This is a genomic window from Bacteroides zoogleoformans (genome assembly GCF_002998435.1).
GTDB classification, from domain to species: Bacteria; Bacteroidota; Bacteroidia; order Bacteroidales; family Bacteroidaceae; genus Bacteroides; species Bacteroides zoogleoformans.
Window position 1 is genome coordinate 1,639,534 of sequence record NZ_CP027231.1, and the last position, 13,249, is coordinate 1,652,782.

General features: G+C 45.4%; 6 protein-coding genes. All 6 read right to left on the minus strand.

The window, feature by feature from the left end; genetic code table 11:
* Positions 1-27 precede the first annotated feature (27 nt).
* The 6 genes from C4H11_RS06925 to C4H11_RS06950 are packed head-to-tail and all read right to left on the minus strand — an operon-like array spanning position 28 to position 13,167.
* Positions 28-2,277: an endo-1,4-beta-xylanase gene (locus C4H11_RS06925; protein WP_106041007.1), complete on the minus strand. Its 2,250-nt coding sequence runs from the start codon at positions 2,275-2,277 to the stop codon at positions 28-30.
* Positions 2,278-2,297: 20 nt separating this feature from the next.
* Positions 2,298-3,323, minus strand: a complete 1,026-nt coding sequence (locus tag C4H11_RS06930; RefSeq protein ID WP_106041008.1) for a DUF5627 domain-containing protein — start codon at positions 3,321-3,323, stop codon at positions 2,298-2,300.
* A gap of 33 nt (positions 3,324-3,356) precedes the next feature.
* Positions 3,357-5,150 carry a RagB/SusD family nutrient uptake outer membrane protein gene (locus C4H11_RS06935; protein ID WP_106043206.1) on the minus strand — a complete coding sequence of 598 codons (1,794 nt, stop codon included), beginning with the start codon at positions 5,148-5,150 and terminating at the stop codon, positions 3,357-3,359.
* Between the two features lie 20 nt (positions 5,151-5,170).
* Positions 5,171-8,023 carry a SusC/RagA family TonB-linked outer membrane protein gene (locus C4H11_RS06940; RefSeq protein WP_106041009.1) on the minus strand — a complete coding sequence of 951 codons (2,853 nt, stop codon included), beginning with the start codon at positions 8,021-8,023 and terminating at the stop codon, positions 5,171-5,173.
* Between the two features lie 44 nt (positions 8,024-8,067).
* Positions 8,068-10,002, minus strand: coding sequence for a RagB/SusD family nutrient uptake outer membrane protein (locus C4H11_RS06945; RefSeq protein WP_106041010.1), 1,935 nt, complete (start codon positions 10,000-10,002; stop codon positions 8,068-8,070).
* Between the two features lie 12 nt (positions 10,003-10,014).
* Positions 10,015-13,167, minus strand: a complete 3,153-nt coding sequence (locus tag C4H11_RS06950; RefSeq protein ID WP_205729987.1) for a SusC/RagA family TonB-linked outer membrane protein — start codon at positions 13,165-13,167, stop codon at positions 10,015-10,017.
* Between the last annotated feature and the right edge of the window lie 82 nt (positions 13,168-13,249).

The window sequence follows — 13,249 nt, forward strand, 5'->3', positions numbered from 1 at the left end:
CTACCATCAAGGTTATTGATTAAATGGTTATTTTCCTGCCAAGCCATCGGCAAAGCCTGCGTAAGTGTGTTTACGGTTGTAGTTGGCATCCCACAAACCTACGGGTTCGCCACCGCGCCAACCCGAATCGGCAGGACTGTCGGTGGCACACCACTGGGTGATGCCATATCGCTGTGCAGCAGGAATAATCTCGAAGTACTTCTTCACGATGAACTTATAGTACTCGGCCATCGCTTTATGCTGCGCTTCGGTCATGTCTGCCGTCTTCACGCTCTTGCCGTCTTCGTTCACATAGCCCATGTCGAGTTCGGAAATCTTCACTAACTTGCCGCTTTTGGCCAGAATCTCGAACATCTTCACCACGTGCTCTTCCTTGCTCTTCTGCATGGCAGCATTGGCATGGCAGCTTACGTGCATCTGTGTGCCGATACCGTCAATCTTCGTCACGCCGTCGGATTCCCACTTCTCAATCCAGTGTACCAAACTCTTGGCTTTCTTATTGTCGTCCCAGTCGGATTCCAGATTGTAGTCGTTGATGAAGAGCTTCAACGGAGCCGTACCACCGTTTTCGGCATAATACTTGCGGGCAGCAGCTATCACGATACGTACATAGTCTTCGCTTCCCAAGTAGTCTTGCCAATAGAAGTTGTTCTTGGCATCTTCTGCCGATACGTTCTTGGCGGATTGCAAAGGATAGAAGCCTTCGCCGTCATCGCCACCGCCTGCGATGGCTTCGTTCACCACATCCCAAGTAGTGACATAACCACCCGTTGCTTTCATCATACCTTCCACCCAGTTGTTCATAGCCCATGTAAGGGTGTCTTTCTTCTCGGCAGGAGTGAGGGGGATAGTATTTCCCTTTTCCTCCGATTCCCAAACAATATTGGCAAAATAATATGTTACGGCATTTTTGTCTACGTTGAGATTAAAGGCGATAGATTTCATACCGGCACCCTCTGCCGGAATACTTCCCGTCGCTTCATAGTACTGCCACTCTTGTGTGAAATGAGGATTTTGAGGAAGCATAGCCCAATGCTTATAAGCTCCCGGTTCGCCATGACATTGTGTTGAACAATCTGCTTCAGCAGAAGCTTTATACCAAAAAGAAATTTTATATTTCTGCCCACTTGCCCATTCTTTATTAGGGGTATAAATAAAGAATTGAGTATCCCAATCTTGACTAGGATTTGCAACAGAAGTTATCTTCGTGCAATTCATACCTTCCGGACCTTGTCCTTCAATAATAGTACCGGGTACATCAGCTTTACCTTTCTCGCGAACGACAAAGTTAGCCATGCTTCCTCCAGCCTGCATTTTACTATTCTCTACCTGATTAAGGTAATAAATGGCAGAAGCTGTACCTTCCTTACCAATTTCAAAGGAAGGCCCTTGCCAGTTATTTCCCCAACCGGTTGTAGCAGCCTCCGCAAAATCACCGTTTTTAATGAGGTTGGCGTCCGTACCATCTTTTACAAGCACAAGGTTATCAAAACAGATTGTACCGCCATGCTTTCCAAACACAAACTGCAATTTATCGTGAGTAAATGCAGCATTGAACTTCCATGTATAAGTAGCCCATTGGGTACCGATAGTATTTTCATTCAAGTATTGCACATCATTACTTCCACCCCATTGGTTCTTATTAGGACTCGCATCCCAGATGGGCCAAAGGCCGCATTGGCAAGCATCAGAAGCTTTAATGTCAACAGTCAGTGTATAGTCAGCACCGGCTTCCAATGCCACCGGAAGCGAGTAAATTGCTTGCTTATCCCAAGGATTTGCACCGGCAGTACCCGTATTGTAGACAATAAAATTATTCGCCGCATTTGGATCTACCTTAAGTTCCTTATCCTTGATCAGCGAATTCAGATACTTATTGTTCTGTTGCGAATGCCAAGCCAACGTATGCCCGTAGATAGTGAGATTTGCAGCTTTTGCCAGATTCACAAAATTGGCGACAGTAGAAAAATCCATTGCACCATTATCTCTAACCACAGAGCTATACTTCATGGCATTGCCCGCTGTCAGCTCATCGAAATTGGAACATGCCAGGGCATAAACTCCACCTTTCTCCAGAAACTGATTGACAGAAATGGCCAATCCCAGCTTAAAGTTCGGATTGCTTGCGCGGTCTACATAATTTTTCAATGCCTCGTAAGCGTTGAGGTATTCGTACTGTTCCAAAGATGCCGGTTTGTCTATTTTGTAGTCCATAATCACATCATCGGCGCAAGAGAACAATGTAGCCACAAATAATAATGATAGTAACTTTCTCATAATTCCATGTTTTTCATAACTTAATTAGCTTTATATGTAGGAGTAAACCACTCTGCCACCACGCCACGTGTTTGTACTACCAGTGTATCCTTTGTAGCATACTTCTGTGCTCCAAAATCAATGTTATACTCCAAATACATCACATCTCTGTCTTTGTTTCCAAAGCTCTTTTTCTCGCCTGCTTCCACAAACTTTCCGGAACCGGATGCTGTGTATCCGGCAGTGGCAGAGGTAATCACACATTCATTCTTATCATTGAAGGTAAGCAATAAGTCGCAAGCCAGTTTTGCCTGAGTAGATGCCACGGTGGTGGTAACGGGATAAAGCGTTTGCTTCAGACCCGACGTGGTCATTTTACATACCTCATTTTTCTCTACATCGCCGGTATGTCTTACTACCGTTGTTGTTTTTCCATTCTCGGTAATAACATCCACTCCCCTACGCAAATAAGTAGCATGCCAAGGGTTGATGAACTTCACGCAATAGAGCACATAATCTTTGGGTTGTACACTCCAATACTCCGAATTTGTGTGTGCAGGCTTATCGCCTTCAATCAGGGGAGTGCCGGCCAGTATTCTATCAGCCCCTTTTACCCCCGTCATCATCAGAGGAATTACATACGTGTTCTTCAAGGCCTTGGGATCGGCAAAGAAAGCATCAGTGAACTGTACTTCCACACCTCCCATATAGTCTCCACCATAAATAAGTTTATCACTTCCTAAGGTATAATATTCGGCAGGCATGGGCTGCACAACCGAACCATCGGGAAAATAAAGATTATCCGTCAAGGTGTTGTCCACTTTAATGTCTACCGTGATATCCTTTCCCTTATAAGCTCCACCCATTGCACCATAGATGATGCACTTACGGTCATTATCCACAGGGGTGGTTGTACTGTTTCCCAAGATCAGTGTGCGTACCGGATATTGATAGGCGAAATACACGGAAGTACCTCCCTCATAATCAGGAAACGTAACTGTTAGATTTTCGCAAGAAGCCATCAATGCCCCCACTGCCAATACTGATAATATATTAATTAGTTTCATTTCGTTCTACTTTTTTTTATTACACACAATAGATTACCAACCTGCATTTTGTTCCAGGTTTCCCCATTTCATCGTTTCGTCATAAGGTATAGGACCATAGTACATATAATCCTTATATACTCTGTCTTCTACTTTAATCTCCGTATAGGTCAGTTCATCGCCTGCTTTGCTCACCTGCATGCCTTGAGCCGGCTCGGTCAAAGGAGCTTTCCAACGACGCAAGTCCCAGAAACGCTTATTCTCGAAACAAAGCTCTATGCGACGTTCATTGCGAATAAGCTGACGCATCTTGTCTTTGTCGTTCTTAATGCTCTCCAAGTAGGCATCCCCGTTATCCGCACCTACCCCTGCGCGAGCACGGATGGCTTTGATAACATCATACGCACTGTATGCGTGATTTCCTTTACCGGTAGGTCCCCATGCTTCGTTGGCAGACTCAGCATAAGCCAGAAAAATCTCTGTGTAACGGATTCGTGCCGTATAGTGCTTCTGCGCATTCAGTGCACTGGGATTGGCACTACAATCTTCACGCAAGAGCTTACGCATGTAATATCCGGTACGAGTAGAAGTAGCTTGCTTGTTCAGCCCATCATTGTCGGAAGTATAGGTACCTGTAGTAATTGTTTTTCCTTTGAAGTTTGCACCATCATAGATGATGTACTGTGCCAAACGCGGGTCACGACCAACATAAGGAGACTTTTTTGAATAACCGCTCAACGCATCATCAATGGGATATCCATTGGCCATAGGGAAAGCATCTACCAAATTCTGAGTAGGATTGATACGTCCGTTGCCATAGAGCGAAGGAGGGAAATTGTCTTTTTCGGTCTGAAGCCCGATATCCCAATCAGCATCTCCATTGGATATATTTCCGCGCCAGATAATTTCGGCCGGCACAGCTCCCGAACCTAAATTATCAATCTCTGCCGTATTCATAAACCACGTATGTCCCTTAGGAGCAATACCTGAAACACCGCCTATGCGATCCAACACTATTGCAGCATAATCGGCAGCTGTTGCTTGATTGATCGTGGTACCCTCTATGAAAGCGGGACTGGTGGCCAACAAAGCTACTTGTGCCCGAATGGCTTCTGCAATGCGCGCACTCATACGGCCACGCATGTAAGTACCAAACACCCGGTTGTAGTCACCGGCATTTGTTACACCATTTGCTTTATACTTTGCAGGGATATCAGCATCTTTCACATTCACATAATCCAAAGGAAGCAATTGCAAAGCAGCATCAATATCTTCAAAGATCATGTCCAAGCACTCTTGAAACGTATTTCTTGGCAGATTGAAATCCGAAGAAGCTCCTTCAGAGCTTGTCAATTTAGGAACACCCAACATCCGCCCATCCGATGTTTTTCCTGCATGAGCCATCAGCAAATAATACATGTTCAAGGCACGAAGCGCATAAGCCTCACCTTTCAAATGGTCGCAATACATCGCATTGACTTTCTCGTCTTTGGCCCACACCACCTTATCTACATTTTCAAGAAAAATATTGAGATATTGAATGGTGGCCTTACGAGCCTGCCATTGAGACACCGGATTGTTAGCAGAGTTCCAAGCCCCTTGAGCCATTTTCTGCAGATTATTCGACCGGTCGTTCGTTACGGCATCATCTGTGGCCACATCGCTCACACTTCGGGTGTCATAAGGGAGCATGGCATAGGCATATCCCAGAAGTCCTTGGGCATAGGCCGGTTCGTTATACATCTCCTGTATACCTCTATTGTTTTCGATAGCAGGCGAAAACATATCATCACATGCCGTAAATGTGGCGAGCAACGCCACGCATCCTATGATGTTTTTTATTTTCATATTGTTCATTGTTATATTTTTTAGAATACCGCTTTCACGCCAATATTATAGAATCGGGTTTGTGGCGCACTTCCCACGCTCATCTCCATATGCTTGCGCTCCTTGGCTATGGTAAGCAGATTTCCTCCGCTCACATAAGCAGAAACTTCGTGCAGGAACGAGTTGCGGAGCCACTGTTTGGGCAAGTCATAAGTAACCTGCACTTTGACCAGATTAAAACGGTTGTTTTTATACATCCAGAAATCCGAAGAGACGAAATTGTTGCTTCCACTCTCCGTGGTAAGACGAGGATAAGTGGCAGTTTCGGCCGTTTCAGGTGTCCAACGGTTGCGTACTATTGCTGAATATTTGTTTTCTCCCGAAATCCAATAGTAAGAACTGTTCTTCATGCCATAAGCTCCGAAACCTCCCGTACCCAAAGCAAAGAACGTAAACCCGTTCCATTTTGCCGTCAGGTTCACACCGAGGGTAAAAGGCGCTCCATACCATCCGCCCTTGCCTAAGTAGGTCTGGTCTTTCTCGTCAATCACGTTATCCTTATTCAAATCAATGTACTTGATGTCACCGGGTTTTACCGTACCTCCCAATTTCTGCTCCGGAGAAGCGGCAATATCCGCGTCGTTCTTAAAGAAGCCTGCACTCTTATATCCCCAGATGCCATCCACCGGACGTCCTTCGCGCTTACGGGTATCTGTGAAGATTTCGTCACGCTTTGTAGCCTTGGTGTCGTAATAAGTTCCCGACACTCCCAAAGAAAAGTCCACCTTACCTAAACGTTTATTCATATTTACGTTGAAGTCAAACCCAACGCGACGGTTGTTGTTATAGTTCATCACAGGAACAAACGATGCCGCCGGATATCCGGTAACCAAATGTCCCGGATAAGAAGTGGGGTTAACCAAGTAGCCCTCCATAGAATTGATAAAGAACGAAGCATCGGCAGTTAACAGTTTCTTCCATAATGACGTGCGCAGATTGACAGACAGCTCTTTACGCTTAATGAAAGTGAGATCTGTATTTTCGCCACGGGTAGAGATAGTATATCTTCCGCTTGAACCATCGTACCAGCCATAACCATCGTTCTGAGTCCATACCGATTTATACAGATAATACTCGTTTCCTCCCAGCGCTACATCTATGTCTTGATGCAACACACTTCCGGATATACTGAACATCAAATCGTCTACTACCGGAGAATCGGCCAAGAAACCCTCTTTGCTCATTCTCCATCCCAATGTCAAAGAAGGAGAGAGAGCGTTGCGGTGTCCTTCGGCCAGCTTAGCCGAATGAATCAATGCCATTCCAAAGTCTGCATAATATTTATTGCGGAAATTGTATCCGGCCTGCAAAGCCAAGTTAGCATTACTGATGCGATGATATCTGGCCGACAATGTTTGTTGATAACCCGAAGCTATCAGCATGGCCGAAATGTTATGGTCTTTCTTGAAAGTCCTCTCATAATTGAACCGACCGGAAAACGCGATGGTCTGTGTATCGGCACTTGAACCTACATTCTGTGTAGCCGTCCGCTCATCATTACCTTCTTTCACTAATCCCACAATAACGTCTTTCCCACCGTAGTTAGACCACGTCGGAGTGTAAACGGCATATTTATTGTCGAATGAGGTTGTATAAGCGGTGGCATAGTCCACTGCAAATTGCGTATGAAAAGAAAGTCCCTTCAAAACTTTATTCAGGTTTATATCCACTCCTGCATCAAATTGGAACTGACGGCTTGTTAGTTTTAAGCTTCCGGCTGCATAGCTGTCGGCAAAAACGTTGGTAGGAGCAAGACTGGAACCGCCAAGGAAGTACTTACCATCAATGATATTGTTAGAAGTATTGATCAACTCCCATGCAGCAGCCGCATTAGGGTCGATATAATCCAACGGAATAAATGGAGCTACATAGTTGTGGGAGTTAGGACGAACGGTAGCCGCATCAGACCAATAATTGCCTTTTGCACTCTTTGCATCATGAAACACAGCATTGGCATTGATGTAGGCACTGATAAAATCGTTAATGGTAACATCTACATTACCACGCACATTCAAACGGTTGGTACCATTGTTCTTGGCTTCACCAAGCTTCAGCAGGCTACCCCCATGCGCATACCCTACTTGAGTGTAGAAACGAGCACGTTTTCCACCTCCTGTAATCTCGGCAGACACATCTGAATAGTTAGAAACCTTCCGAATATAATCGGACGAATAGAAATTCATATCCGGATAGCGATACGGATTCAATCCGGAACCATGGTTATAGATTTGCTCTTGCGTATACGAGATACCCTTACCATCGTTCAAGGAAGCCTCGTTATAAAGCGTCATGTATTCGGCAGCGCCCAAGTATTCCGGAAAGCTTTTTGCTACATCCAACCGAGTATTGGCACGTACATTCACTCTTAAATCTCCTTCGCTACCTCGTTTCGTGGTTATCAAGATAGCTCCTTTGGCCGCACGGCTTCCATAGAGAACTACGGCCTGTGCCCCTTTCAGGAATGTTATCTGAGAAATTTCAGAGGGTAATACATTGTCTGTGCTGCGAGGTACTCCATCCACCAACACCAAGTATCCGGCATTGTCGGCATCCATTCCCCACATTGAGTTACCGGTCCAGCCACCGATATATCCTTGCATATTATCCAAGCTATAAGTGTTGTAATTCTTGTCGGTCAGCTCTTCAACATTCACTACGGAGACACCTCCCAACAAGTCATTTTGTGCCACCTTACGATATGCGACTTGTACAAGCGGCTGTTTGTCAGTCGCCAAAGAATCCATTTCATTTTCGACCATTGTCTGTGCATTGACAGCAAAGGATGAAAAGACCGACATCGCACATAAAATGAATTTCGTTTGTATATATTTCATTGTTTACTCTTTTAGTATTAAACATGCATTCTCCACGAACGGCATTACCATCCGGGATTCTGTTTGAACTCTACATAGAGGTACACATCATCATCCGGCAATGGAAACCAATAATGTTTAGTACCGAAGATGCGTTTCAAGATAACCTCTTCTCTGAAGTTTGCCACCTTAGCCTCTCTCGGGTCGTTTTCTTTAAAGAAATCTGCGCTTTCCAGACGATCGAATTCTTGAGAAGTTTTAATGGTATAAGGAGCTTCGGTCAACAACAGCCAACGTTGCAAATCGCAGAACCGGAATCCTTCAAAAGCCAGTTCAACAGCACGCTCGCGGCGCAACTCGTCCATAAACTTCCGGTTGTCGGTTAAGAAAGACTCAGCCACGTGTCCGGCCCCACAGCGTTCGCGGATTCTATTTACCGCATCGACTGCCGTCAACGAACAGTTAGAGGACCTCACCCCGGCGCCACCTTGGGCTGCACATGCCTCTGCATACATCAAATAAATGTCTGCCAAGCGCATGTAAGGCAGGTAGCAGTGCAAGTTCGAACCCCAATCGTATTCTCTATCGCCCACATTACAAGTATGCGGCACCAATTTTTGAATGAAATATCCTGTACGACTGCCATTGGCCACCGGACGCATATTACCACCGGTAAACAGTTCACAATAGCGGTATTGCTCACGCTCTGCACTCAATGTTCCGTTTACGTATTTAAATCCATCAAAAACGATGTCGTGATAGAAACGAGGGTCTCTGTCCTTAAACGGATATTCGGGATCGAAACCCGAATTAGGGTCAGTCAGCGGCAATCCGTTTGCCATACCATACATGTTCACCAAATTGGCAGTGGGCTGGTGAATAATGTTGTCGTGTTCAACCATACCTCCCACCTTGGGGCCAAACAGTTTAGAAACGTTCCAGTTCGAACCATTGGCGTCAGGCGAAGGACCACGGAAGATAGCTTCCACACTACCCGGCATCAACCAGTTTTGGCGTCGGGTGTAGAAGATATCAGAAAAACAAGTAGATGCGGAAGAAGCCTTTTCGTGATTGTAGATGTCCGAATACTCATACTGCGCCAAGGCATATTGCGTTTGTCCGCTCTCTACCAAAGCAAGCAGTTCGCCGAAAGCCTCGGCAGCCTTCTTTGCATAGTCCGTATTGTAGCTATAAGTTTTAGCTCCGCCCATTTGAGCACCATGCTCCATCAACGGACTTGCAGCCCACAGGTAGTTCTTTCCCAAATAACCTAAAGCCATGATCTTATTGATACGCAGCTGGTTTTTCCCTTCGGTGAGCTTGCCCGTTGTGGTATTATCCCAATTGATGGGCAGCAAATCGGCAGCTTTACGAAAATCGGCAGCTGCTTTGTCGGCACACTCCTGATAACTCAGTCTGGGCAGTTTCAGTTTAGTAGAAGCATCCAGTGTTTGATCCACATAGGCCAATCCACCGAAATACTGCATCAGTTCAAAATGCCACCATGCACGGAAGAAATACAATTGTCCTTCGATAAGTTTTTTTTCCTCTTCCGTTCCGGTAAACTTATCCAGATTATCTATACCCAGATTGCACTTACGAATGCAATACCAAGCATGCGGCCACAAAGAGTGGTTAAATTTATTGGTAGAAGCGGGATTGCTACCGGTGCGATACAACCAGCTTTGGTTGTTTGACTGCCAAGCTCTGAAGTTTCCTAAATCAGCCTGATGTGTCATGTGTGCATTTCCCTCAGGATTAAACACTTCATCGTCTCCCCAGTTCCACGATGTACAATAGTTATTCTTTTCCTTATCGGGAATACAGTTATAAATCTCTTCGATGAAACCCTGAAAGTTCCTGAAGTTTTTATACGCATCCGTCTCGGACAATGTAGATTCCGGTTCTTTGTCCAGATAATCCTCGCACGAGGGAAAAGTTATCCCCAAAGCAAGAGACAGAACGCCGGTCCACAGATATGTTGTGTATCTTTTATTCATAAGATTCTCCTTTTATAATGTGAATTTTATACCTAAATTAAAACGCTTCACCGTAGGATATGCTCCCAAATAGCCCGCTCCGGAGAGGTTTGCCTCACGGTCGTCCGGCATTCTGGTCCACAGCCACAGATTATTTCCATTCAGATAAATTTTCAGATTCTGCACTCCGAACTTCTTTACAAATCCTTTTGTAAAGGTATAAGCCACCTCCACATTCTTCAAGCGGATATAAGAACCGTCGTAAAGGAACTGAGTTCCGGTGTTATAGCTTGGAGTAGAGTTCCAACGCGGCACCACCACATCAGCATTGGGATTGTCTACCGACCACCAAGTACCGATATTGTAAACCGTATTGAGTTTACTGCCAAAGCTATTCAGAGATACGTCACGCGTTACATTGGTCACTCCATAGAACTGGGCGAAACAGCTGAATCCTTTCCATTCAAAACCGATGGTCGCATTGAAGGTGTTCTGCGGGGTTCCTGTGTATCCATAAGGAGCCTGGTCTTTATTGTCTATCACACCGTCGCCATTGAAGTCCACGATGTAATAGTCACCCGGCAACTTGTGTGCGTCATTCGTATCATGAGCCGGACTACCATAGAGTTCATCGAAATTCTGAATAAATCCACCATCTATATATGAAATATATTGCCCGATGCTATAACCCGCAGCTTTCTGATATCCGGGACGCAATTCCTGATCGTCTTTCTGCAGAATTTTATTCTTGGCATGCGTCATGCTGAAGTTACCCCATACGCGCATATCATTGGCAAATGTTTTGTTAACGCGCAATTCCAATTCGTATCCATTGGTTCTAACCTTACCGATGTTGGCAGTGGGCGGTGTACTTCCAAAATAAGAAGGAACCGAACGATCGGCACCAAACACCAAGATGTCCGTACGCTCGTCACGGAAAAACTCCAAGCTACCGGCCAGCAAACCACCCAGAACAGAGTAGTCGACACCCAGGTTTATCTTCTTCACCGTTTCCCATTTCACATCTTTATTACCTATGGCAGCTTCTCTGTACCACGTATAGATGCTTTCTTTCTGATTCAAATCGATGGTGGTATGTCCTCCATAGGCCCACTGGCTCATATAGAGCCATCGTCTGCTTGGGTCAAAAGGATTGGGTCCCAGATTGTCATCACCAATCTCACCATAAGAAACCCTTAGCTTCAACATATCAACATACTTCTTGAGAGGCTTGAAAAGCGGTTCTTCGCTCACCATCCAGCCCAAAGCTCCTGAATTAAAGAAAGCAAAACGATTCTCCTTGCTGAATTTCTCCGAACCGTTGTAGGCGCCATTGTATTCAATGAAATAACGGTCGGCAAAATTATATGTGGTACGGAAAGCCCAGTCCTCACGGTAGGTAGGCATCACACTGCCTCGGGCATTTTCCTGCCGGCTGAACAGTCCCATAGCCGTAATATTATGCTTACCGAAACTACGTGCCCAATTTAATTGCGCCTGATAATACAGATTACGCACCGTAGCACCATTATCTACCGTTCCGGCTTGTGTGGTCCAGTTCACACCTTGTTGCCAGTCGAAGCCATTTGCACTATCGAAGTCGTTTTTAAGTACGACCTGACCAGTTTCAGGATTTATCCACTTCTGTTGGGCTTGATTATAAAGGTCGTTGATACCTCGCCGATTCTCTACAAACATATTATCCCAAGACACCATGGCGCGGGCACTCAATCCCTTCGTCACAAAACCCAGATCCTGTTCTAATGTAAAGTCCGTATTGATACGGGTACTGGTGGTTTGCATATAACCACCCAATGCCATGTTCGAAGCCGAGTTAGACACATTGGATATTTGAGGATAGTATCCCCAAGAACCATCGCTGTATTGCGGCAAAAACACATCGGGGGCAATGTTATAGGCACCTGCCCATTGTTGTCCTATCTGCCACTCGTCTCCACTGACATTATTCCAAGGAGACTTGCGTACGCCATTCGAACCGGCCAAGTTGATCTTGAGCAACGTGGTTTTGGTTATACTAAAGTCTAAGTTACTGCGCACATTGAGACGATCGTATCCATAACCGGAGTTGTAATTCCGATTATTGTCGTATACGCGGAAGAGGTCACCCTCGTGAACATAATCGGCCGAAGCAAAATATTTCACAAACTTTGTACCACCGCTTACGTTCACATTGGCATTGTAGGACACGGCCGTTTCTTTGAACAGTGCTTTTTGCCAATCCACGTTGGGATAGCGTTCCATCTGTTCGACGGAGGTCTGATTGCGGTAGTTATTGATAAACGATTGCGGCCTAATATAAGCCCAAGAGTCGGGTGTTAAGCCTAATTCATGCTCTATGGCCACGTTGCGGGCCATCAAAGCATCGTATGCATCGAGCTTATTAGGCAATTTGGAAGGAGCCTTGAGTGTGGCATTAAAACCCACATCTATTTTCGCACTGCCTTCGGTTCCTCGTTTAGTTGTAATCAAGATGACACCATTGGCTCCCTTCACACCATAAACGGCCGTAGCAGAGGCATCTTTCAGGACGGACAATGACTGTACAGAACTGATATCCACGCTATTCATCGGTCGCTCTATACCGTCGACCAACACCAAAGGCTCGCTGTTATTCCAAGAACTTGCACCACGAATCACAATTTTAGGATCTTCCTCACCGGGCATTCCCGTGCCTTGCGTGGTGATTACGCCCGGCAGGTTTCCGGTGAGCGCTCCACCAATGTTGCTTACACCGGCAGCTCTTTCCAGCACTTTACCGGTGGTTTGGGTAATGGCACCTACCACTGAGGCTTTCTTCTGTTGGCCGTAACCCACTACCACCACTTCTTCCAATTGCTGGCTGTCGTCTTCGAGCATCACTCTCATAATAGCTTTGGAAGTCGCTCTCACTTCTTTCGGCTTCATTCCCACAAATGAGACAACAAGAGTGGCGTTCTCATTGGGTACGTTTAAGACGAAGTTACCATCTATGTCGGATATCGTACCTACCGAGCTGTTACTTTTTAATACGACCGAAGCACCAATGATAGTTTCTCCGTTGCCGTCTACAACAACTCCCTTCACCGTCACTCCTTTTTGCGCCGACACCGTCAAACAACAGAGCAGCATCATCAAGATCAGGCCGGGAATCTTCTGAATCTTTTTTGTTACATTTTTCATTACCATTAGTTTAAGAATTAATCACTACATTTTCTCTCTAATTATTAATTGTTACAGATAACAGTTTCAACTATCGTCATACATATTC

What these genes read in the sequence shown, in the direction of transcription:
- C4H11_RS06925 (WP_106041007.1), bottom strand. Translation starts at nt 2,277, where the DNA reads ATGAGAAAGTTACTATCATTATTATTTGTGGCTACATTGTTCTCTTGC.
- C4H11_RS06930 (WP_106041008.1), bottom strand. Translation starts at nt 3,323, where the DNA reads ATGAAACTAATTAATATATTATCAGTATTGGCAGTGGGGGCATTGATG.
- C4H11_RS06935 (WP_106043206.1), bottom strand. Translation starts at nt 5,150, where the DNA reads ATGAAAATAAAAAACATCATAGGATGCGTGGCGTTGCTCGCCACATTT.
- C4H11_RS06940 (WP_106041009.1), bottom strand. Translation starts at nt 8,023, where the DNA reads ATGAAATATATACAAACGAAATTCATTTTATGTGCGATGTCGGTCTTT.
- C4H11_RS06945 (WP_106041010.1), bottom strand. Translation starts at nt 10,002, where the DNA reads ATGAATAAAAGATACACAACATATCTGTGGACCGGCGTTCTGTCTCTT.
- C4H11_RS06950 (WP_205729987.1), bottom strand. Translation starts at nt 13,167, where the DNA reads ATGGTAATGAAAAATGTAACAAAAAAGATTCAGAAGATTCCCGGCCTG.